We start from the raw sequence: 20695 nt of genomic DNA, 5'->3' as shown, positions 1-20695 counted from the left end.
CGCGGCTGCGGCGGCCCCCCTGGTTGCCCAAATGTTTGGGCGCGGCCCCCGCGCCCCGGCGGACGACCACCCGGCCGGGCACCCGGGCCCGGGGTCGGGCCAGCGGGACGGCCGGCGGCCGGGCTGCCCGGACGCGGCGGCACCGCGTTCGGACCCGGGCGCGGACCCGGACGGGGACCACCCTCCGCCGGGGGCTCCCGGCGGACGTTCTCCCGCTGCTGCTGGCGGGCGGCCTGCGCGGCCTTGACCGCAGCCTCCTGCTCAGCCTTGAGGGCGGCGGCGCGCGCCTCGGCGGCCGCCACCTCGATGTCGTGCGCGCTCGCCGGCTTGGCGACCGGGGTCACCGGCTGCGGCGGGCCGGGGACCGGGCCCTTGGGCTTCGGTCCAGGGGTCGGCGCGGCCGGTCGCCGGGGCGGCATCGGCTTGGCCGAGACCCGGGGGGCACCCGGGGTCGGGGACGGCGTCGGGGTCGGGGTCGGCGCCTGACTCGGGGCGGCCGCCGCTGGGGCGGCCTGCGCCGAGGAGCCACCGGCGGACGCAACGAAGGCGCCACGCAGCCGTCGGGCGACGGGCGCCTCGACGGTGCTGGACGCGGACTTCACGAACTCGCCCATCTCCTTGAGCTTGGCGAGAACGGTCTTACTCTCGACCCCGAGCTCCTTGGCGAGCTCGTGTACGCGGGCCTTTCCTGCCACTGCACTCCTCACTCCGAGGTCGTGCGGGCAGCACCCGCAGCGACCTCACTCGTGCACTTGAAGCCTGGTCATTTCAGGGACTTCATCGTGTGCTCATGTTGGTCGTCCTACCTTGCTAGCGATCCCTCGTCCGGTCGGGCTGACCGGACGTAGAGGTTGGCGCGTCAATGTGCTCCGCCAGCGCACCGTGGTCGACGACCCCGGTGATGCGCAGTGCCCGCCCGAAGGCGCGGCGCCGCACCGCTTGCGCGAAGCAGGCCGGATCCGGGTGCATGTTCGCTCCCCGACCCGGCAGCCTACGGGCCGGATCGGGCCGGAGGCTGAAGTGCTCAGCCTCGTCGCCGACCGCGACAATCCGCAACAACTCGCTGGCCGGCGCTCGCTTCCGGCAGCCCACACAGGTGCGCTCCGGCAGCGCGCGTCGTGCCACCGGAGGAAGTCTACCCCTAGCTGCTCGCGATCGCGCCGCCCGGCTCCGGTACGTGATCAGCTCCGCTCCGCCCGCCCCCGCCGGACTGCTCCGCGTCGGAACGGATGTCGATCCGCCAACCGGTCAGTCGGGCCGCAAGTCGGGCGTTCTGCCCTTCTCGCCCGATAGCGAGTGAAAGCTGGAAGTCCGGCACGGTGACCCGGGCCGTCCGGCTGGCCAGGTCGACCACCTCCACCCGCAGCGCCTTGGCCGGGGAGAGCGCGTTGCCCACGAAGGTGGCCGGGTCGTCCGACCAGTCGATGATGTCGATCTTCTCGCCGTGCAGCTCACTCATCACCGCACGGACCCGCTGACCCATCGGGCCGATGCAGGCGCCCTTGGCGTTGACCCCCGGCGCGGTCGAGCGCACCGCGATCTTCGTACGGTGACCCGCCTCACGGGCGATCGCGCTGATCTCCACCGTGCCGTCGGCGATCTCCGGCACCTCCAGCGCGAAAAGCTTCTTGACCAGCGCGGGGTGCGACCGGGACAACGTGATCTGCGGCCCGCGCATCCCCTTCGCCACGTGCACGACGACGCAGCGGATCCGCTCACCGTGCTGGGGCTGCTCGCCGGGCACCTGCTCCGACTGCGGCAGCACGCCCTCCAGCTTGCCCAGATCGACGGTGATGATGCCCTTCTCCTTGCGGGCCTCGTGCGCCTGCACCACACCGGTGACCAGGTCGCCGTCGCGGCCCACGTACTCGCCGAAGTGCACCTCGTCGGTGGCCTCCCGCAGCCGCTGGAGGATCACCTGCTTCGCCGTCATGGCCGCGATCCGGCCGAAGTCGTGCGGGGTGTCGTCCCACTCCCGCACCACGGTGCCGTCCTCGTCCAGCTCCTGGGCGTACACCGAGGCGGCCCCGGTCTTGCGGTCGATCTCCACCCGCGAGTGCGGCTCAGCGCCGTCGGTGTGCCGGTAGGCGGTCAGCAGCGCGGTCTCGATCGCCGCGAGGATCGTGTCGAACGGGATCTCCCGCTCGCGCTCGAGTGCGCGCAGCGCCGCGAGGTCGATGTTCACCTCTCCTCGTCCTCCACATCATCTTCGTCGTCGATGTCGTCGATGTCCTCTTCGTCGCCCAGCTCGTCCAGGCGGCTGAACTCCACCTGGACCCGGCCGGGGCCCAGCTCGGCGTACGGGTGCGCCACGCGGCCGGCGTCGGTCTCCAGCACCACCCGCTCGTCGTCGGCCTCGACCACCCGGCCGGTGAGTTGCCGGTCCCCGGTGGCGCGCTGCTCGGGCACCCCCGTCGCGCCGCGCACGGTCACCTTGACCAGCCGGCCGACGTTGCGCCGCCAGTGCCGAGGCAGGGTGAGCGGCCGGTCCACCCCCGGCGAGCTGACCTCGAGCTGGTACTCGCCGGCGACCAGGTCGCCGCCGGCCTCCTCCGCCGCGTCGAGCGCGGCGGAGACCGCCCGGGAGACGTCCGCGACGGCGTCCAGGTTGATGCCGCCGTCGGCGTCCACGATCACGCGTACGACGTGCCGCCGGCCGGCGCGGGAGACGGAGAGATCCTCCAGGTCGTACCCGGCGGCGGTGACGACCGGCTCGATCACCTCGCGTAGCTGGGCCCGGCGGGCGGCCAGGTCGCCGCGCGGTGCGCCGCCCCGGTCCCCACCCCGGGGGCCCTCGGCTCGGCGGGGTCGCCCGGAGGGCCCCGTCGGCCTGGTGGCACGGCCACGCTGCGTCATCTGGCGCACCCTTTCCTGTCGGACGGGCCGGTTGGCCCGCCATGCCGGCACGCCACCGGGGCGGACGCGCCCGGTGGCTGCGCAGAGCGTAACGCGCGGGCCGGGCGACAGACCCGGCGGCGCACCGACGCCACCGGCCCACAACTCTCAGCCGATGGTGTTGACTTGTCCAAGTGGCGACAGGAAAGACGAGACAGCGCAACGGAACATCGGGGCATTCCCGGCGAAACCTCCTGCGCGCCGGGGCGCTGATGGCGCTGGTCGGCACCGCCGTACCGCTGACCGGCTGTGATCTTTTCGACGACAAGTCGGAGCCACCGGACCCCCTGGAGCCGCTCGCGGCGGAGGCCGCCGACCTGGCGGGCCGACACCGGGCGGCCATCGCCGCAGCCTCGACCCTGACCGACCGGCTCACCCCGATCGCGGACGCGCACCAGGCGCACGCCGACGAGTTGCGCCGGGTGATCGGCCGCCCTGCACCGTCCGGCGCCCCCGCCACCCCGACCGTGACGGCCACCGAACCGGACGGCCTGCTGGCCGAGCTGCGCCAGGCCGAACAGCAGGCCCGGGAGAACGCCGCGAAGGCGTGCGCCGCCGCGCCCGCCGAGCGGGCCGCGCTGCTCGGTTCGATCGCCGCCGCCCGGGCGACCCACCTGGAGGCGCTGAAGTGATCCCCCGCACCGCACCGACCGGGCCGGGCCCGGCCCTGGCCGACGCGCTCGCCGCCGAGTACGCCGCCATCTGGGCGTACGGGGTGATCGGTGTGCGGCTCACCGGCGCGGCCCGCACCGCCGCCCGCTCCGCCGAGGCTGCCCACCGGAACCGCCGGGACGCTCTCATCCTCCAGCTCAACGACAGCGGCGCTCAGGTCCCCGCCGACCAGGCCGGGTACGCCCTGCCCTACCCGGTGACCGACAAGGCGAGCGCGCTCAAGCTGGCCGTCGAGATCGAGGAGCGGACGGCCGGCCACTGGCGGGCCGCCCTGCCGCACACCACCGGGGCCGACCGGAACCAGGCCCTGGCGGCGCTGACCGACTGCGCGGTGCGGGCCACCCGCTGGCGGCGCACCGCGGGAGTGACTCCGATCACCGTGCCGTTCCCCGGCCGCTCGGCCTGAGTCGAGGTCCTGGTCACTCGGCGCAGCCCTCCGGTTGCGGGCCGCATACCAGGTATGCATACTCCTGGCCATGTCCATCCGTCATGGGCTGCTCGCCCTGCTCGAACGCGGCCAGATGTACGGCTACCAGCTGCGCGCCGCGTTCGAGGAGTCGACCGGCTCGACCTGGCCGCTGAACATCGGGCAGGTCTACACCACCCTCGCCCGCCTGGAACGCGACGGCCTGGTCCGCCCGCTGCCCGAGAACGAGGGCGGGCAGCGGCCGTACGCGATCACCGACGCCGGGCGGGCGGACCTGACGCTCTGGTTCGCCACCCCCATCAGCCGCGCCGACCGTCCCCGGGACGAGCTGTCGATCAAGCTGGCCCTGGCGCTCACCACCCCCGGCGTGGACGTCCGCGCGGTGGTGCAGACCCAGCGCAGCGCGACCATGCGCGCGTTGCAGGAGTTGACCCGGTTGAAGTACGCCAGCGACAAGCCGGAGGACCTGCCCTGGCGCCTGGTGCTGGACGCGATGATCTTCCAGGCCGAGGCGGAGATCCGCTGGCTCGACCACTGCGAGACCAGCCTGGTCCGCTACCGTCCCACCCCAGGCCGGCCGATCAGCCACCCGGAGGCGGTGGACCGGGCCGACGAGGAGGCCCAGCGGTGAGCGAGGTACTGCAGCTGCGGGACGTGCACCGCACGCACGGCGCCGGGGAGGCGACCGTGCACGCGCTGCGCGGGGTCAGCCTGACCGTCCGGGCCGGCGAGCTGGTGGCGGTGATGGGCCCGTCGGGCTCCGGCAAGTCGACCCTGCTGGCGCTCGCCGGCGGGCTGGACCGGCCCACCGGCGGCGAGGTGCTGGTCGAGGGAGAGTCGCTCGGCGAGCTGGCCGCGCGCGAGCTGGCGCGGCTGCGTCGCCGCCGGATCGGATACGTCTTCCAGGATTTGAACCTGCTCGGCAGCCTCACCGCCGTGGAGAACGTGGCGCTGCCCCTGGAACTCGACGGCGTCGGGGTCCGGGCCGCCCGGAAGGCGGCCGTGGCCGCGCTCACCGAGGTGGAGGTGGCCGCGCTCGCCAACCGGTTCCCGGACCAGATGTCCGGCGGCCAGCAGCAGCGGGTGGCGATCGCCCGAGCGCTGGTCGGCGAACGCCGGCTGGTCCTCGCGGACGAACCCACCGGGGCGCTCGACTCGCAGGCCGGGGAGGCGGTGCTGCACCTGCTCCGCCGCCGGGTGGACGCCGGCGCGGCGGGCGTGCTGGTCACCCACGAGGCGCGGCACGCCGGCTGGGCCGACCGGGTGGTGTTCCTCCGGGACGGGATGCTGGTGGACTCGACGGCCCCGCTGATCGGCGTCGAGCAACTGCTCGCCGGCAGCGGGCGGTGAGCCGGGGCAGGCTGGCCGTCGCGCTCGGTTCGTGGCGGACCGCGCTGCGCATCGCCCGACGGGAGGCCCGCCGGGCACGCGGGCGTACCACGCTGGTGCTGGCGATGATCGCGCTGCCCGTGCTGGCGCTGAGCTTCGCCGCCGCGAGCTACGACATGGCCCAGCTCACCCCGACCGAACGACTGGACCGCCAGCTCGGGGCGGCCGACGCCGAGCTGCGCTGGACGTCCGCGAACGCGGTGACGCAGGACGCCTGGGGAGAGGAATCCTGGCCGGTCGACGGCGAGCGAACGACCCGAACCCGTCCGGTGACCGCCGACGAGATCCGCGCGCTACTGCCCGCCGGCAGCCACGTCACCCGGTTACGCCGCTGGGTTCAATTCGAGGTACGGCTCGACCGCCGGATCGTCTCGTTCGACGCGCGGGCCGTCGACCTCACCGATCCGCTCACCCGTCCGCTCGCGGCGCTGCGCACCGGCCGCCAACCGGCCGCCCCCGACGAGATCCTGGTCAGCCCGGCCGCGCTGCGCCGATTGGGCGTACGCCTCGGCGAGCCGGTGCGCACGATTGACGGCGCCGCGTACACGGTGGTCGGGGTGGCGGAGTTCCCGGACAACCTGCGCGACGTGGTGGCGCTGCCCCCGGAGACTCCGCCCGGATCGGTGGACCCGGCCGACGAGAGCTGGCTGGTGTCCGTGCCCGGCCCGCTCGACCGGGCGCTGGTGGACCGGCTCAACGAGCACGGCATCGTGGTGTCCGCCCGGGCCCCGCTGCCCGGGCGGGCGGACCTGTTCTCCGGCGGCCCGGGGCTGCCCGACCCGGAGCAGGCGAGCGACGCGGTGCTGGTCGGCGGGCTCGGCCTGCTGGAGGTGGTGCTGATGGTCGGCCCGGCCTTCGCGGTCGGCGTACGCCGGCGCCGGCGGGACCTGGCCCTGGTGGCGGTGGCCGGCGCGGACGCCGTGCACCTGCGCCGGATCGTGCTCGCCGACGGGGTGGTGCTCGGCGCGGGCGGGGCGGCGCTCGGGTTGCTGCTGGGGGTTGGCGCGGCGTTCGCCGGCCGGCCGCTCGTCGAAGAGCACCTGGTCTACTCCCGCCTCGGCGGATACCGGATCTTCCCCGCGGCCCTGGCCGCGATCGCCGCGGTGGCGGTGCTGGCCGGGGTGCTGGCCGCGCTGGCCCCGGCCTGGACCGCCGCCCGGCAGGACGTGGTGGCTGGCCTCGCCGGCCGACGCAACCCGCCCCGGCACCGCCGTCGCTGGCTGGTGCTCGGGGTGCTGCTCACCGGGGCCGGCGCCGGCCTGGCCGCGCTGGGTGCCAGCGCGAGCAGCACGTCCGGCATCCTGGCCGGGCTGATCCTCGGCGAACTGGGCCTGGTCTTCTGCACCCCGACGCTGATCGGGCTGCTCGCCCGGGCCGGACGGCTGCTGCCGCTGACACCCCGGCTGGCGCTACGCGACGCCAGCCGCAACCGTTCCTCGGCCGCGCCGGCCATCTCGGCGGTCATGGCGGCGGTCGCCGGCAGCGTGGCCATCGGCGTCTACCTGGCCAGCGACGAGGCCCGGCAGCACGCGGCGTGGCAGCCGGGCCTGCCGCCGGGGCACGTGCTGCTGACGGGCACCGACGCATCGGAAAGCACCCCGCTGCCGCCGGCCGACGAAATCGTGCAACGGGTTCGGGCCGTGCTGCCGGACGCCACGGTCGTCGCGGTCGCCACCCCGAGGTGCGCGCAGCCGACGTCCCCGGACGACTACTGCGTCGCGAACGCCGTGCTGCCACCGGAGCAGCGCTGCCCGTACAGCCCGGGAGAGGCCGTCACCGCCGCAGTCCGGGAGGACCCGCGCTGCGAGCGGCTCTTCCGCGATCCGACCACCGTCTTCCTGTCCACGTTCGTGGACGACGGCAGCGCGCTGGCCGCTCTCACCGGCGCCCCGGCCGAGGAGATCGCGGCCGCGACCCAGGTGCTCCGGGCTGGCGGCGTGGTGGTCACCGACCCGCGCCTGGTGGTGGACGGCCGGGTGACGATCATCGCCACCCACGGCGACGATGACGCGGAGGCCCGCGCCACGCCGCCCGGATACGTGCTGCCGGGCGGACTTGCCGTCGACCGGCTCTTCCTCTCCCCGCCGGCGGCGGCCGCGATCGGCCTCGTCGGCCGTCAGGTCGGCTACGCGGTCGACCCGGGGACGCCGCCCACCGCCGATCAGCAGGAGCAGCTCGTCACCGAGCTGTACCGGTTGTCCTCGCTGTCGGTGCAGGTGGAGAACGGGCCGCCGGGAGGGGACCGGCAGCCCCTGCTGCTCCTGCTGGCGATCGCCTCCGGCGTGATCACCGTGGGCGCGGCCGGGATGGCCACCGGCCTCGCCGCCGCCGAGGGCCGCCGGGACCTGTCCACCCTCGCCGCGGTCGGCGCCGACCCCCGGGTACGCCGGGTGCTGTCGCTCTGCCAGGCCGGGGTGATCGCCGTGCTCGGCTCGGCGCTCGGCATCGCGGCCGGCCTCGGCTCGGCGGCCATCATCCTGGCCTCCATGAACGCGCGGTACGCGCAGGTGTGGCCGGCGCCCGAGCCGTACCCGCTGGTGGTGCCCGGCCTGACCCTCGCCGTGCTGGTGGTGGTGCCACTGCTGGCCATGCTCGGCGCGGGCCTGCTCACCCGCTCCCGCCTCCCGGTCGAGCGCCGCCTGGATTGAAAGGAGGGGCCCCTGTTAACGCCTCGCGTTGTACAGGGGGCACCTATTAACGGCTGGCTCGCGCCTTGGGCGGCCTGTCGCCGGGGGCGGCCGGCAGGCAGACTGGGCGGGTGTCCGCGCTGCGTGCTCTCGCCCAACGGCTCGGCCACCGGAAGTGGTTCGCCGCCACGATGCGCCTGCTCGTTCCGGCCGATCGGCTGGTCGGCCGGCTGACCAAGGGGCGGGTGGTCGCGCTCGGGCTGGTGCCGTCCCTGATCATCACCACCACTGGCCGCCGCTCCGGCAGGCCACGCCGCAACCCGCTGCTGTACGTCCCGGACGGCGACGCGTACGTGGTGATCGGGTCGAACTGGGGGCAGCCGCAGCAGCCCGCCTGGTCGCTGAACCTGCTCGCCCAGCCCGCCGCCGAGATCGACATCGGGGGCCGCCGGATCCCGGTACGCGCCGAACTGGTCGACGGCGACGAGCGGGAGCGGCTGTTCGACCAGTTGGTCGCCGAGTGGCCGGCGTACCGGACGTACGTGATCCGGGCCGGTGGCCGCGAGGTCCGCGTCTTCCGCCTGGTCCCGGCCGGCGAGCCGGGTCCGCCAACCTGACGGCGTTTCAGCGGCGGTCAAAGCGGAAAAATCCCCATTGAACACGGAGCAGGCACCGCCAGCCGCCGGTCACCTCCCACACCAACCGCCTGCTGGGTGCATTTGTTGTTGCTGGAGCAACAACAAATGCACCCAAAAAGTGGGTGCACCACTGCTCAGCCGGCCCACGCCGGCGAGCGCGATCTTGGGCGCAACGCCGGGGCGTGCGGGCGGTCAGACGATGCCGGAGGTGCCGATGAGGGTGCCGATGAAGTACGTGGCGACGGCGGCCAGACCCCCGAGCAGGAGCTGGCGCAGGCCGCTGGACCACCAGGGGCGGTAGGTGAACCGGGCCACGATCGCACCGGCCACGAAGAGCCCCACCCCGCCGACACCGAGCGCCAGCCAGAGGCTGGTGAAGCCGAGCAGGTAGGTCAGGAGCGGCACCAGCGCGCCGACCGAGAAGCAGACGAACGACGAGATCGCCGCCGCCCACGGGCTGGGCTGCTCGTCGGGGTCGACGCCCAGCTCCTCGCGGACGTGCATCCGCAGCGCCTCCTCCGGGTTGTGCCGGACCGCGTCGGCCACCTGCACGGCCAGGTCCCGGGGCAGTCCGCGAGCGACCCACATCTCGGCCAGCTCGCGGGCCTCCGCCTCGGGGTGCCGTTCCAGCTCGCGCCGCTCCTTGGCCACCTCGGCGGCCACCTGCTCGTTGGCCGATCGGACGCTGGTGTATTCCCCCAGCCCCATCGAGATGGCGCCGGCAACCAGCCCGGCGGCGCCGGTGAGCACGACGCTGTGCGGCGAGACGCCACCGCCCCCGACGCCGGCGATCAGGGCGATGTTGGTGACCAGGCCGTCCATCGCGCCGAACACGGCTGGCCGCAGCCAGCCGCCGGACACGTCCGCGTGGTGGTGCTCGCGCAGCGCGGCCGGGGTGTCGGTCACGGCAGGGTCAGGATCTCGTAGCCGTCGTCGGTCACGACGATGGTGTGCTCGAACTGGGCCGTCCACTTACGGTCCTTGGTCACCACCGTCCAGCCGTCGTCCCACATGTCGTACTGGTAGGTGCCGAGGGTGATCATCGGCTCGATGGTGAAGGTCATGCCCGGTTCCATCACGTCGGTGGGGCGCGGGCTGTCGTAGTGCGGCACGTAGAGGCCGCTGTGGAAGGACTCGCCGATGCCGTGGCCGGTGAAGTCGCGGACCACCCCGTAGCCGAACCGCTTGGCGTACGACTCGATGACCCGGCCGATCACGTTGATCTGCCGGCCCGGGGCAACCGCCTTGATGCCGCGCATCATCGCCATGTGGGTCCGCTCGACGAGCAGGCGGGCCTCCTCGCTCACCTCGCCCACGCAGAAGGTGGCGTCGGTGTCGCCGTGCACCCCGCCGATGTACGCGGTGACGTCGACGTTGATGATGTCGCCGTCCTGGAGCACCGTCGTGTCCGGGATGCCGTGGCAGATCACCTCGTTGAGGCTGGTGCAGCAGGACTTCGGGAAGCCCTTGTAGCCCAGCGTCGACGGGTAGGCGTCGTGGTCGCAGAGGAACTCGTGGACCACCTTGTCGATCTCGTCGGTGGTCACCCCCGGCTTGCAGTGCTCGCCGGCGAGCTGGGTGGCCTGGGCGGCGATCCGGCCGGCGATCCGCATCTTCTCGATGGTCTCTGGGGTCTGCACGTGCCCACCGCGCCACTCCTGAGGGCGCTTCTTGCCCACGTACTCGGGGCGCGGGATGTGGGCGGGAACCGCCCGCCACGGGGAGAGCGTGCCTGGGGTCAGCGGCGCACGGACGGTCATGACCACAAGCCTATCGCCGCCGACTGACGTGACCCCCGTCACGGGGCTGCTCCGACAGCTGGGCGAGCGCTTGATCGGCAAACGGCTCAGAGGATGTCATAGACATCGCTGCGGTGGCCGAGGTGGACCACGAGGACGATCAGCTCGTGGTCGCGAACGGTGTAGACGATTCGGTAGGCACCGACGCGGATGCGCAGCAGGCCGGGGTGCCCGGTCAGGGCTTTGACGCCGACTGGGCGGGGCTCGGCGGCCAGGCCGGCGATAGCGGCGACGAGGCGGGCCTGCAAGGGCCGGTCCAGCTTGCCCAGCAGCTTGGCGGCGGCGCGGTCGACCTGGACGGTGTACGCCGGTGGCGTCGGGCTGGTCACAGGCCGAGCTCGTTGCGCAGTTCGGTCAGCGATATCGGGGTGTCGCCAGCGTCGATGCGGCCCAGCGCCTCGCGGGCGGCGGCGACGTCGGCGGCGTCCTCGGCCCGCTCAACCGCCTCGGCCACCTCGGCCGGCACGATGGCGGCCAGGCGTTGCCCGCGGCGGGTGACGTAGGTGATCCGTCCGGCGTAGTGAGCGCGGGAGACGACGTCCGCGAGGCTGTCGCGGGCGTCGGAGATCGGAAGTTCGGCTGCCGGTTCACTCATACCCGAATCGTACAACTCGTACGCCTCGTACAGGGCATGACCATGGGCGGCCTGTCGGCCCGTCGGAGCGGGCCGACCCCTGCCCGGTCACCCGTCACGCTCTGTCAGTCGCGCGCCCGCGCCCAGGCGATGAAACGGTGGTGCAGGTCCGGGTTGAGCTGGGCAAGCTGTTCCCGGGCCTCGGCCATCAGCCCGGCGAGGTAGACCAACAGCGCGGTCCGATTCCCCCGATACTCGACGAGCAGCGACAACCGAGCCGGCTGGCAGGGCCACGCCGCGCCGCAGCTCCGACACCGCCAGAGCGGGCGCATCGGAACGTGCGGGATCACCCGGCGACCCATCACCGCATCCGTACGGCGATGGCGCGGGCTTCCTCGTCGGTCAGCGGCATGAACCACAGGAACCGCTGCACGATCTCGGGCGGCTCCGGACCCTCGGGGCGTCCGCGCAGGTCCCGGATCGCGCTTCCGAGGACGGCCGACACGGCCGGGATCAACACCGCCAAGTCAAGCCGCTCCCGGGGGATCCGCCGGAGCGCCAGGCAGGGCCAGGGATCACCGCAGCGTACGCAGTCCCACGTCGGGCGACGGCCGACATGCCCGGCGACGGTGACCACGCCACCGAGGTCGGTCACCAGCGACCCCTGTTCGCCCGCCACTCCTGCGCTGGCGTCAACCGACCCGGGCAGCCGGGCTGGAGCGTGGGGAACACCCGTCGGCTCGCGCTTTGGCAACGTCGGCAGTTCCCTGGTACGGCACCGGAACCAACGGAAACGCACATCGGCCTCCTCGTTTCTTGGAGGGGGCCCGCCCCGCGGACGGGTACGGGACGGCCCCGAGCAGGAGCCCGCCCAGCTGCTCAACTGCGCCGAGCGGGCCCGCGTGAGTAACACGCTGCCCAGCGCGACGGGATCAGTACACGACGTTCATCTATTCTCAGGGGACGTGCAGGACATCCTCCTTGGAGGCAGGATGAACCACGCACTTCAAGCGGCCATGGCCGAAGCCGGCGAGACCACCGAAAGTCTGGCAGCTCAGACGGGTGTAGACGGCAGCGCGTTGGATCTCGCCGGGACGCATACCGCAACCTCGTCGACGCGCAAAGGTGGCCGCGCTCCTTGGCCGGGACGTTGGGGACCTATGGCCCGATGTCCTGAAGCGACGCGAGCCGTATTGGCTTCGCGAGTGGGTCGACTGGGAACGCGAGGCGGTCACACTGCGCTGGTTCGAGCACACGCGGATACCCGGACTCCTCCAAATTGAGCAATATGCGCGGGCGACGCTCGCGGGCGGGGCCCTGGCGCCCAGCGAGGTCGACGAACTGGTTGCGTCGCGGCTTGATCGGCAGGCCGTCCTGCGACGCGACCGTCCCCGTTGCTCAGCGCCGTGGTCTTCGAGGGGGGAAGCAGATCGGCCCCGTTGCCTGACCCGCACCACACTCCAGAAGGTCCTCCTGCCTCGAGCTGGAGGACCTTCTCGCCCGCAGGCCCAGGAACTGTCTCCGCTACTTGGGCTGAACAAACCGAAGGACCCGGCGAGATCTACGAGACGAGCACCCTCCGCAACGTTCCGTAACCAAGAACGCGATGTCGGCCTGACAGTGCATCCGCTTCTAGCCGCTGACAGTGCGAGGGTCAAGCAGCGCCGCTGTTGGTGGGGCCAAGGTTGGATGCGCCTAGCCTTGGCGTCCGTAGGTGACGGTTTCTCGGACGCGCCGCGGCGCCTTCTCAGCAAGTTGCGGGTCGGGCCGTGCTCCCAGCGCATCGTTGATTGTGGAGAAGGCCAGACGGAACGCGATCCAGGTCGTCGCCTCAAAGATCTCCTGGTCGTTGAGGCCCGCGTCGCGTAAACGGTCCACGTGGGCCTCGGTTGTGGCATTCGGATCCTGGACAACTTGGCGGGACCAGCCGGCGAGTGCGGCCTCCCGCTCGGGCAGGTCACTATCAACGCCTTGCAGCACTCTTGCGGCGGTGGCCTCGTCGCTGAGTTCGGCCAGCCTGGATCCCCACGCCAGCGCACAGTAAGCATCGCCACGGGCAGCGGCGGTGGCGACCACCATCACGGCTACTTCCCTCGGCGACAGGCCCGACCCGGCCAGGAGATCAGCACGCAGGGCCTGGAAGGACGCCAGCACATCAGGACGCCAGCACCAGACCCGAGTGAGGTTGTTGACGTAGCCGTCGGAGGTGACATCGGCTTCGTAGGCGGCAGCCACTGCCGGGCTCAGCGGTGGGTTAGCGAGGAACGCAGCCGGAAGGTTCATAGAGCTAGCGTGCTGCATCCAGCGACCATCCGACGACCGATCAACGACAGCTCGGATGTCACCTTCTTGTCCCGCGAATCGTGAGTCTCCTGCGACGCACCCAGACGGCTCTGGTCACGGGTGCAACCAGCACCTAATGATGGGTTCGCCCTCTCCGCCGGCATCCTCGACTGCCGCGAAGTTATGCCGGGAACAGTGCGTCCTCCTGACGCCGGCTAGCCTTCGGCTCGGGCGCGTAGCCGGCTGATTAGCGCCGCCTCAATCTCACTCGGCAGCCGGAACCAACCGGCCGCTGTGAACAGCCGGTGGCGTGGATTGTGCTGGTAGGAGCCGGCAATCGGCTTGCCGTTAATGACTTCAATCGCACCGATGATGTCGACCGGGTTAACTCGTCCTCCGGGATCAGGCGTTCGCTCGTCGAGTAGAAAGACGTGGCCGCTGCCCTGGATCTCGGCCTCTCGTCGAAGTGAGGCGCACTGGTCAATGTTCTCGAAGATGACCCTCGATAATAGGCGAAGGAATGGGCCGTTCTCCTGAACGTCGGTGGGTGCCAGAATGTCCCGGTCCGCGCCCTCACACACGACCGCCATGACCGCCTCCGGGTTCAGTCCGCACCGAAACACCCAGTCGGGCTCGAGTAGCGATATGACGTCTCGCTCGCCGCCGCCAAAGTTCACCTGGTACCGGAAAACCTGACGATTGTTCCGCGCCACGGCCGACAGATTACACATTGGTCCCACCCGCCAGGGCCTAGCCGTTCACTATCTAGCCGCGAAGCGCTCGTCACCGGCCTGCGGCCGGGGTACCGCAGCGCCGGTGACAATGCCGCCGCTGAGGTCATGCGGGTTCGGCGTACCAGCGGCGGTGCACCCACGGTTCGACAGCGAGCGCGCCGGTTGCGGCCAGGACGGCGCAGGCCGCAGTCGGCAGGTTGGGTGCCGTCCAGGCCGCGGTGAGACCGGCGGCGATGGTCACCCAGGGACGGATGAGCGTCAACGGGCCCAGCCCGAGCAGGATGAGGAACGTCGCCGGGCGTCGGGGCAGCACCGCGTACCCGATAAGGGACGCCACCACGACGGACGCATAGGGTCCGATGAACCACAGCATGGTGATGCCGGCGTGGGTGAGATCGCCGTACCGGGTGGCCGGGTCGGGCGCGGTGGCCAAAACGACGGCGAGGACGAGGGCCAGGCAGCCGAGTACGGCCCCACCGGCGACCAGTCCACGCCGCATCGCGACCAGGTAGTAGCCGCGTTTGCGGATGAGCCCGTTGCGCCCGGTGGCCGCGCGGAACCCCGCCAGCACGCCGTCGACCAGCGCGATCGACGCGAGGACCCCCGGTACGACGATCGAGGCGCTCACCATGGTCGGCGCGTGGATCGGCTCTCGGTGACGAGGTGACGCGCGGACGGGCCGAGCGCGTTTCGCAGCGCCGACACGTACTGCGGACGTACCCCGATAACGGGTCGGATCGATGCGCAGAACGGGTTGCTGTGGCGCAGCGGTCGATAGAGCAGCGGTACGAGGTTGGGTGCCGACCTTGCCGCGGCGATCAGTTCGTGATCCGCATGGGCGCGCCGGGCCGACGCGACACCGTCGTGGCGACCCAGCGGCTCGCGCATCCGCGCCCGGTGGAACACCCACGCGCCCAGCGGCGCCAGCCGGGTGGCGGCGATGTCGAAATGACAGTACGCCTGGGCACCGGCCTCGGCCTGCGCGCGGAAGAACGCGCCGAGGTCCCCACCGCGCAGGTGATGCAGCACGCCGGTGGAGATGTACACCGTGGCAGGGCCGGGCAGGGCGAACGCGTCGCCGTGCACGAACTGGCACGACAGCCCTTCGGCCGCGGCCAGCCTGTTGGCCTCGGCGACGAGCGCGGCGTTGAGGTCGACGCCGCAGAGTTCCACGTCGCCGAGTACGCCGCTGACCGCGAGCCACCGGATGGCGTACCCGATGCCGCAGCCGACGTCGACCACCAGTGGCCGCTCACCGTCGCGGGCTACCGCGGTCAGCAGCGGGCCCAGCAGCTCCGCCAACTGCTCGGCGATTCGCAGCTCCTCGTTGAGCCGCTGCAGCTCGGTGTGTGTACGCACCAGCAGCCGTTCGACCGCATTCTCATCGAGCATGCCGTCGTGGTGCGGCAGCGCGGCGGCGATCCGGGCGCCACGCCGATCACCAGCCGTACGCAACGCGGAGAGCACCTCGTCCCGGCGCACCGGCAGCCTCGCCCCCGTGGCCGGGTCATGCCGAATGACCAAATCGGAGATCTCCACGATCGGCATCCGGGCACTGTAGCCGCCAGCCGGCGATCACGACGTCGCCCGTCAATCCGCGCGCAGTTCCGAGGGGTTGGTGCTGGAGCGTTGCAGGAGCACGCTCGCCGCGATCACCAGGAGCACGGCCAGCAGGGCAACCGACGCGATCGCCCCGATCTCGCCCCACGGCACCGGGACCTGGAAGGTGTACGTGGCACCTTCGCGGTGTTCCATGAACTCGTAGGCGGTGTCACTGCCGCACTGGGCCGGCGTCCCGACGCAGACCTGCCGGCCCCAGCTTGCGGTGGCCGTGGCGGTGGAGGTCCGCATGGCGTACGTCCCGACCAGGCAGGGCATGGGTCGTTGACATGCCGCACGCTATTCCCCCTAGGAATAGCTACGGTCAAGCAGCCAAGCGTGTTGATGTGTGGGCCTGGCCCCGGCATGGCTAATTGCGTTGCCGCGCGGGTCCGTACGCAGGCATCCTTGAGCCCGTGACCAGGCCCGATCGCGACGGGCCACCCCCGGGCGCTCGGCACGCCCGGTCCGCGGCGGCGCGCGGCGTCCACCTCTCTCTCACTGATGTACGGCGACTCGCCGTACCCTCGGACGCCCGCGCCGTCGCACCCCCACCCGCCCGGTGAGAAGGGGACCCTTCTCTACCGGAGGCGTTAATAGGGGGCCCTTCCTTACGCTTCCAGCAGGAGGGAGATGCCCTGGCCGACGCCGATGCACATCGTCGCCAGGGCTCGCCGGCCGCCGCGGCGGCGCAGCTCCAGCGCGGCGGTGAGCGCCAGCCGGGCGCCGCTGGCGCCGAGCGGGTGGCCGAGGGCGATCGCGCCGCCGTTCGGGTTGACGTGCTCGGCGTCCTCGGGCAGCCCCAGCTCGCGCAGCACCGCCACGGACTGGGCGGCGAACGCCTCGTTCAGCTCGATCACGTCGAGGTCGGCCAGGTCGAGGCCGTGCCGGTCGAGCAGCTTGCGGGTGGCCGGAACCGGGCCGATGCCCATGATCCGCGGCGGCACGCCGGCCGCCGCCGCGCCGCGTACCCGGGCCAGCGGGGTGAGTCCGTAGCGGGCGACAGCGGCCTCGGAGGCGACCAGCAGCGCCACCGCGCCGTCGTTGACGCCGGAGGAGTTGCCGGCGGTCACCGTGCCGCCCGCGCGGAACGGGGTGGGCAGCGCGGCCAGCTTTTCCAGCGACGTTTCCCGAGGATGCTCGTCGACCTCAACCAGCTTCGTCTCCCGGCGGCCGGCCGGCACGGTGATCGGCACGATCTCCTCGGCCAGCCGACCGTCGGCCTGCGCCTTGGCGGTGCGCTGCTGCGAGCGGTACGCGAACTCGTCCTGCGCCGCGCGGTCGACGCCGAAATCGGCGGCGACGTTCTCCGCCGTCTCCGGCATCGAGTCGATGCCCCAACCCTTCTCCATGAGCGGGTTGACCAGCCGCCAGCCGATGGTGGTGTCGTACACCTCGGCGGTACGCGAGAACGCGCTGGTCGCCTTCGGCATGACGAAAGGTGCCCGGCTCATGCTCTCCACCCCGCCGGCCACCAGCAGGTCGGCGTCCCCGGCCACGATCGACCGGGCGGCGAGGGCGAGGGCGTCCAGGCCGGAGCCGCAGAGCCGGTTGACCGTGGTGCCGGGGACCTCCTCGGGCAGCCCGCCGAGCAGCGCCGCCATCCGGGCCACGTTGCGGTTGTCCTCACCGGCCTGGTTGGCGCAGCCGAGAATCACGTCGTCGGTGCGCGCCCAGTCGACCGAGGGGTGGCGGGTGACCAGTTCGCGGATCACGTACGCGGCCAGGTCGTCGGGGCGTACCCCGGCGAGGGCGCCGGCGTAGCGGCCGATCGGGGTGCGAACTCCGGCCACGAGATATGCGACGGTCATTGGCGCACGTCCTCCGGGGGATGAGGAAGGGGTCGGCGACGCCCGCCGGACCACGGGGACGCCCGGCGCCAGGATAACCACGCCGGGAACGGATAGGTTGGCGGCATGGCTCGGGCCCAGTTCAGCGCAGAGACCGCCGGCGGCGGGGCGTTCGTCCGCCAGCCCAACCGGTTCACCGGGCGGGTCACCCCGCACTCGACCTCGCCGGAGGGCGGTGGCCCCGACGACCAGGACCGCTGGCCGTTGGAGGCCGGCCGGTACCGGTTGATCTGGTGCCGGGCCTGCCCGTGGGCGCACCGGGCCCGGATCGTACGCGGCCTGCTCGGCCTGGAGGACGTGATCTCGCTGGGCACCGTCGACCCGATCCGGGACGAGCGCGGCTGGCGGTTCAGCCTCGACCAGGACGGGTTCGACCCGGTGCTCGGCATCGGCTTCCTCTCCGAGGCGTACCTGTCGACCGACCCGGACTACTCCGGGCGGGTGACCGTGCCAGCGCTGGTCGACACCCGGTCCGGCAAGGTCGTGACCAACGACTATCCGCAGCTCACCCTGGATCTGATCACCGAGTGGCGGCGGTTCCACAAGCCGGGCGCACCGGACCTCTACCCGGTCGAGCTGCGCCCGGAGATGGACGCGTTGATGGCGGAGATCCACCGGGACGTCAACAACGGGGTCTACCGGTGCGGCTTCGCCACCTCCCAGTCGGCGTACGACGAGGCGTACACGGCGCTCTTCGCCCGGCTGGACGCGCTGTCGGAGCGGCTGGCCGGGCGGCGTTACCTGATGGGCGACACGATCACCGAGGCGGACGTGCGGCTGTTCACCACGCTGGTCCGCTTCGACGTGGCCTACCACGGGCACTTCAAGTGCAACCGGCAGAAACTCACCGAGATGCCGGTGCTCTGGGCGTACGCCCGGGACCTGTTCCAGACCCCCGGCTTCGGCGACACGGTCGACTTCGACCACATCAAGCGGCACTACTACGCCACCCACGAGATGATCAACCCGACCCGGATCGTGCCGCTCGGTCCGGACCTGAGCGGCTGGACCACGCCGCACGGGCGTGCCTGAGCCAGGCGTCGTCCGGGCCGCCGCGGCGTCGGCCGCCGCCGGCTGCGTGGTGGCCGGCACGGCCGCGGTGACGGTCGCCGTGGTCGCCGGTCCCGGCCCGGGCCTGACCGGGTACGTCAGCGAGGCCGGCGTCACCGACAGCGCGTACGCCGGGGCGTACCGGATCGGGGTTTTCGCCCTGGCGGCGGCGCTGCTGCTGCTCGCGGTGGCGCTGCCCGCGGCGCTGCGTACGGCGGCGGCGCTGCTGACCGGCGGCGCGGCCGGCACGGTGCTCTCCGGCGCGGTGACGTGCACCGCCGGCTGCCCACTGCCACCGTTCCAGGCGGCCACCGTGGCCGACCTGGTGCACGGCGGCGCGAGCGTGGCGGCCACCGCCGCGGTGGTCTTCGCGATGCTGGCCCTGGCCCTCTCCCCGGCGGCGGGCCGGCGCCTACGCCGGATCTCCGGGATCGGTGCCGCGTTGTCCCTGCCGCTCTCCGCGGCGATCGCGCTGGCGATGCTGACGGTCGGCCGCGGCAGCGTGGTGGGGGTGCTGGAGCGGGTGCTGCTGGCGATCGCCGCCGCCTGGGGCCTGACCACCGCCGCCGCCCTGGGCCTGACCCGGAGGTAAGGAGGGGCCCCCTGTTAACGCCTGCGGTAGAGCAGGGGCCCCTGTTAACCACGCTTGTAAGGAGCGTCACGGCAATCGATCATCCCAACTGCGCGGCTGGTGGGAGTAGCCTCAGCGGGATATGACCAACGTCTGGAATCTCACCGTCCGCCTGTACGTCGACCTCCGACGGCAGGCCAGCGGCACCTGTCCGGCGCAGCCCCTCTCCTGACGCTGCCCGTTCACCCTTCACCAGACTTGGACGCATCCCCATGGCTTCCGCCCTGCGCAAGTTTCCCTTCTCGCTGCAGATCCTGCTCGGCCTCGTGCTCGGCGTAGCGCTCGGCTTCCTCGCCCGTACCGGCGACCTCGCCTGGCTGACCACCACCCTCGACACCGTCGGTCACCTCTTCGTCCAGCTCCTCAAGCTGGCCGTGCCGCCGCTGGTCTTCACCGCCATCGTGGTGAGCGTGGTCAGCCTGCGCGGCGTGGCCAACGCCGCCCGGCTCGCGCTGAAGACGCTGCTCTGGTTCGGCATCACCGCGCTGATCGCGGTGGGCATCGGCATCGGCCTCGGCCTGCTCACCGACCCCGGTAAGGGCGTCACGCTCGACGTGGCCGGCGCCGCCGCGCCGAAGCGGACCGGCTCCTGGACCGACTTCCTCACCGGCATCGTGCCGACCAACCCGGTCGGCGCGTTCGTCGAGGGCAACGTCCTCCAGATCGTCTTCCTCGCCCTGGTGGTGGGCGCCGCCGCCATGCTGATCGGCGACGCCGCCGAGCCGTTCGTGGCGCTCAACCGTTCGCTGCTGGCCATCGTGCAGAAGGCGCTCTGGTGGGTCATCCGACTCGCCCCGCTCGGCACGCTCGGCCTGATCGGCAACGCCGTCGCCTCGTACGGCTGGGACCTGCTGGCCCCGCTCGCCCGGTTCACCACCGCCGTCTACGTCGGCTGCGCGATCGTGCTCTTCGTCGTCTACCCGCTGCTGCTGGTGACCGCCGGCCGGCTCAACCCGCTGCGCTTCTTCGCCGGTGCCTGGCCCGCCATCGAGCTGGCCTTCGTCTCCCGTTCCTCAGTGGGCACCATGCCGGTGACCCAGCGGTCCGTCGAACGGCTCGGCGTCCCCCGCGAGTATGCCTCCTTCGCGGTGCCGTTCGGCGCCACCACGAAGATGGACGGCTGCGCCGCCGTCTACCCGGCCCTGGCGGCGATCTTCGTGGCGCAGGTCTTCGGGGTGCACCTGGGCGTCACCGACTACCTACTGATCGCCTTCGTCTCGGTGGTCGGCTCGGCGGCCACCGCCGGTCTGACCGGCGCGATCGTGATGCTCACCCTGACCCTGAGCACGCTGGGCCTGCCGCTGGCCGGCGCCGGCCTGCTGCTGGCGATCGACCCGATCCTCGACATGATCCGTACCGCCACCAACGTGGCCGGCCAGGCGCTCGTGCCGACCATCGTCGCCGCCCGCGAGGGCACCCTCGACCGGGCGAGGTACGACTCGGCCGGCAAGCACGACCTGGTGGACGCGGACGAGGCCGAGCGCCTCGCTCCGGTCCCCGCCTGAGCTTGAGATTGAAGAATGACGG

24 protein-coding genes and 2 pseudogenes are annotated in these 20695 nt (G+C 72.2%); 10 read left to right on the top strand and 16 right to left on the bottom strand.

Annotation, left to right across the window (positions count from 1 at the left end):
* The 4 genes and pseudogenes from ABZ671_RS16230 to rimP form a co-directional block, all read right to left on the bottom strand.
* Positions 1-695 (bottom strand): translation initiation factor IF-2 N-terminal domain-containing protein (locus ABZ671_RS16230; RefSeq protein WP_357857768.1); only part of this gene is annotated, 695 nt, incomplete at its 3' end.
* Positions 696-788: 93 nt separating this feature from the next.
* Positions 789-1125: pseudogene (locus ABZ671_RS16225) on the bottom strand (YlxR family protein).
* Positions 1126-1141: 16 nt separating this feature from the next.
* On the bottom strand, positions 1142-2185 hold the full coding sequence (nusA, locus tag ABZ671_RS16220; protein WP_357857765.1) for a transcription termination factor NusA: 1044 nt from the start codon (positions 2183-2185) through the stop codon (positions 1142-1144).
* Positions 2182-2856 (bottom strand): ribosome maturation factor RimP, encoded by a 675-nt coding sequence (gene rimP / locus ABZ671_RS16215; protein ID WP_357857762.1) that lies wholly within the window; start codon positions 2854-2856, stop codon positions 2182-2184. The genes nusA and rimP overlap by 4 nt, the downstream gene beginning before the upstream one ends.
* A gap of 251 nt (positions 2857-3107) precedes the next feature.
* Between rimP and ABZ671_RS16210 the strand changes: the two genes are divergently transcribed.
* The 6 genes from ABZ671_RS16210 to ABZ671_RS16185 all read left to right on the top strand — a co-directional run bounded on the left by ABZ671_RS16210 (position 3108) and on the right by ABZ671_RS16185 (position 8627).
* A complete protein-coding gene (locus ABZ671_RS16210) occupies positions 3108-3527 on the top strand; it encodes a hypothetical protein (protein WP_357857788.1) in 420 nt (139 codons plus the stop codon).
* Positions 3524-3973 (top strand): ferritin-like domain-containing protein, encoded by a 450-nt coding sequence (locus ABZ671_RS16205; RefSeq protein ID WP_357857760.1) that lies wholly within the window; start codon positions 3524-3526, stop codon positions 3971-3973. The genes ABZ671_RS16210 and ABZ671_RS16205 overlap by 4 nt, the downstream gene beginning before the upstream one ends.
* 70 nt (positions 3974-4043) lie before the next feature.
* Positions 4044-4625: a PadR family transcriptional regulator gene (locus tag ABZ671_RS16200; protein WP_357857757.1), complete on the top strand. Its 582-nt coding sequence runs from the start codon at positions 4044-4046 to the stop codon at positions 4623-4625.
* Positions 4622-5344: an ABC transporter ATP-binding protein gene (locus tag ABZ671_RS16195; protein WP_357857754.1), complete on the top strand. Its 723-nt coding sequence runs from the start codon at positions 4622-4624 to the stop codon at positions 5342-5344. Before ABZ671_RS16200 ends, ABZ671_RS16195 begins: the two co-directional genes overlap by 4 nt.
* Positions 5341-8031, top strand: a complete 2691-nt coding sequence (locus ABZ671_RS16190; protein ID WP_357857751.1) for an ABC transporter permease — start codon at positions 5341-5343, stop codon at positions 8029-8031. Before ABZ671_RS16195 ends, ABZ671_RS16190 begins: the two co-directional genes overlap by 4 nt.
* Positions 8032-8141: 110 nt before the next feature.
* A complete protein-coding gene (locus tag ABZ671_RS16185; protein WP_357857748.1) occupies positions 8142-8627 on the top strand; it encodes a nitroreductase family deazaflavin-dependent oxidoreductase in 486 nt (161 codons plus the stop codon).
* Between the two features lie 213 nt (positions 8628-8840).
* Here the strand turns inward: ABZ671_RS16185 and ABZ671_RS16180 are convergent, their stop codons facing one another.
* The 6 genes from ABZ671_RS16180 to ABZ671_RS16155 form a co-directional block, all read right to left on the bottom strand.
* Positions 8841-9554, bottom strand: a complete 714-nt coding sequence (locus tag ABZ671_RS16180) for a VIT1/CCC1 transporter family protein (protein WP_357857745.1) — start codon at positions 9552-9554, stop codon at positions 8841-8843.
* Positions 9551-10408 carry a type I methionyl aminopeptidase gene (gene map / locus ABZ671_RS16175; RefSeq protein ID WP_357857742.1) on the bottom strand — a complete coding sequence of 286 codons (858 nt, stop codon included), beginning with the start codon at positions 10406-10408 and terminating at the stop codon, positions 9551-9553. The genes ABZ671_RS16180 and map overlap by 4 nt, the downstream gene beginning before the upstream one ends.
* Before the next feature lie 86 nt (positions 10409-10494).
* Positions 10495-10776 carry a type II toxin-antitoxin system RelE/ParE family toxin gene (locus ABZ671_RS16170; RefSeq protein WP_357857739.1) on the bottom strand — a complete coding sequence of 94 codons (282 nt, stop codon included), beginning with the start codon at positions 10774-10776 and terminating at the stop codon, positions 10495-10497.
* Entirely contained in the window at positions 10773-11042 is a 270-nt protein-coding gene (locus ABZ671_RS16165) for a type II toxin-antitoxin system prevent-host-death family antitoxin (RefSeq protein WP_357857736.1), read from the bottom strand. Before ABZ671_RS16165 ends, ABZ671_RS16170 begins: the two co-directional genes overlap by 4 nt.
* Positions 11043-11146: 104 nt before the next feature.
* A complete protein-coding gene (locus ABZ671_RS16160) occupies positions 11147-11383 on the bottom strand; it encodes a flavin reductase (RefSeq protein WP_357857733.1) in 237 nt (78 codons plus the stop codon).
* The gene (locus ABZ671_RS16155) at positions 11383-11676 is read right to left on the bottom strand and encodes a hypothetical protein (RefSeq protein ID WP_357857730.1); all 294 of its coding nucleotides are present in this window, start codon (positions 11674-11676) and stop codon (positions 11383-11385) included. Before ABZ671_RS16155 ends, ABZ671_RS16160 begins: the two co-directional genes overlap by 1 nt.
* Positions 11677-12013: 337 nt before the next feature.
* Here ABZ671_RS16155 and ABZ671_RS16150 point away from each other — a divergent pair.
* Positions 12014-12442: pseudogene (locus ABZ671_RS16150) on the top strand (Scr1 family TA system antitoxin-like transcriptional regulator); the annotation flags it as partial.
* Between the two features lie 274 nt (positions 12443-12716).
* Here ABZ671_RS16150 and ABZ671_RS16145 read toward each other — a convergent pair.
* From ABZ671_RS16145 to pcaF, 6 genes are all read right to left on the bottom strand, one after another.
* A complete protein-coding gene (locus ABZ671_RS16145; RefSeq protein WP_357857727.1) occupies positions 12717-13304 on the bottom strand; it encodes a hypothetical protein in 588 nt (195 codons plus the stop codon).
* Between the two features lie 215 nt (positions 13305-13519).
* On the bottom strand, positions 13520-14017 hold the full coding sequence (locus ABZ671_RS16140; RefSeq protein WP_357857725.1) for a hypothetical protein: 498 nt from the start codon (positions 14015-14017) through the stop codon (positions 13520-13522).
* 124 nt (positions 14018-14141) lie between these two features.
* A complete protein-coding gene (locus ABZ671_RS16135; protein ID WP_357857722.1) occupies positions 14142-14669 on the bottom strand; it encodes an oxidoreductase in 528 nt (175 codons plus the stop codon).
* The gene (locus ABZ671_RS16130; protein WP_357857719.1) at positions 14663-15586 is read right to left on the bottom strand and encodes a class I SAM-dependent methyltransferase; all 924 of its coding nucleotides are present in this window, start codon (positions 15584-15586) and stop codon (positions 14663-14665) included. Before ABZ671_RS16130 ends, ABZ671_RS16135 begins: the two co-directional genes overlap by 7 nt.
* A gap of 42 nt (positions 15587-15628) precedes the next feature.
* A complete protein-coding gene (locus tag ABZ671_RS16125) occupies positions 15629-15889 on the bottom strand; it encodes a hypothetical protein (RefSeq protein WP_357857716.1) in 261 nt (86 codons plus the stop codon).
* 359 nt (positions 15890-16248) lie between these two features.
* A complete protein-coding gene (pcaF, locus tag ABZ671_RS16120) occupies positions 16249-17448 on the bottom strand; it encodes a 3-oxoadipyl-CoA thiolase (RefSeq protein WP_357857713.1) in 1200 nt (399 codons plus the stop codon).
* 105 nt (positions 17449-17553) lie between these two features.
* On the opposite strand from pcaF, the gene ABZ671_RS16115 reads away from it, so the two are divergent.
* The 3 genes from ABZ671_RS16115 to ABZ671_RS16105 all read left to right on the top strand — a co-directional run bounded on the left by ABZ671_RS16115 (position 17554) and on the right by ABZ671_RS16105 (position 20673).
* Positions 17554-18519 carry a glutathione S-transferase C-terminal domain-containing protein gene (locus ABZ671_RS16115; protein ID WP_357857710.1) on the top strand — a complete coding sequence of 322 codons (966 nt, stop codon included), beginning with the start codon at positions 17554-17556 and terminating at the stop codon, positions 18517-18519.
* Positions 18512-19129 (top strand): DUF998 domain-containing protein, encoded by a 618-nt coding sequence (locus tag ABZ671_RS16110; protein ID WP_357857707.1) that lies wholly within the window; start codon positions 18512-18514, stop codon positions 19127-19129. Before ABZ671_RS16115 ends, ABZ671_RS16110 begins: the two co-directional genes overlap by 8 nt.
* Positions 19130-19392: 263 nt before the next feature.
* Entirely contained in the window at positions 19393-20673 is a 1281-nt protein-coding gene (locus ABZ671_RS16105) for a dicarboxylate/amino acid:cation symporter (protein ID WP_357857786.1), read from the top strand.
* Positions 20674-20695 lie beyond the last annotated feature (22 nt).

Source organism: Micromonospora sp. NPDC006766 (genome assembly GCF_040636055.1).
Classification (GTDB): Bacteria; Actinomycetota; Actinomycetes; order Mycobacteriales; family Micromonosporaceae; genus Micromonospora.
This window is presented reverse-complemented; position numbering and strand designations above follow the sequence as displayed.

Bases quoted from the DNA above. Each gene is read 5' to 3' on its own strand.
- rimP (WP_357857762.1), bottom strand. From the start codon at position 2,856: ATGACGCAGCGTGGCCGTGCCACCAGGCCGACGGGGCCCTCCGGGCGA.
- ABZ671_RS16210 (WP_357857788.1), top strand. From the start codon at position 3,108: ATGGCGCTGGTCGGCACCGCCGTACCGCTGACCGGCTGTGATCTTTTC.
- ABZ671_RS16200 (WP_357857757.1), top strand. From the start codon at position 4,044: ATGTCCATCCGTCATGGGCTGCTCGCCCTGCTCGAACGCGGCCAGATG.
- map (WP_357857742.1), bottom strand. From the start codon at position 10,408: ATGACCGTCCGTGCGCCGCTGACCCCAGGCACGCTCTCCCCGTGGCGG.
- ABZ671_RS16165 (WP_357857736.1), bottom strand. From the start codon at position 11,042: ATGAGTGAACCGGCAGCCGAACTTCCGATCTCCGACGCCCGCGACAGC.
- ABZ671_RS16160 (WP_357857733.1), bottom strand. From the start codon at position 11,383: ATGGGTCGCCGGGTGATCCCGCACGTTCCGATGCGCCCGCTCTGGCGG.
- ABZ671_RS16145 (WP_357857727.1), bottom strand. From the start codon at position 13,304: ATGAACCTTCCGGCTGCGTTCCTCGCTAACCCACCGCTGAGCCCGGCA.
- ABZ671_RS16135 (WP_357857722.1), bottom strand. From the start codon at position 14,669: ATGGTGAGCGCCTCGATCGTCGTACCGGGGGTCCTCGCGTCGATCGCG.
- ABZ671_RS16130 (WP_357857719.1), bottom strand. From the start codon at position 15,586: ATGCCGATCGTGGAGATCTCCGATTTGGTCATTCGGCATGACCCGGCC.
- ABZ671_RS16125 (WP_357857716.1), bottom strand. From the start codon at position 15,889: ATGCGGACCTCCACCGCCACGGCCACCGCAAGCTGGGGCCGGCAGGTC.
- pcaF (WP_357857713.1), bottom strand. From the start codon at position 17,448: ATGACCGTCGCATATCTCGTGGCCGGAGTTCGCACCCCGATCGGCCGC.
- ABZ671_RS16115 (WP_357857710.1), top strand. From the start codon at position 17,554: ATGGCTCGGGCCCAGTTCAGCGCAGAGACCGCCGGCGGCGGGGCGTTC.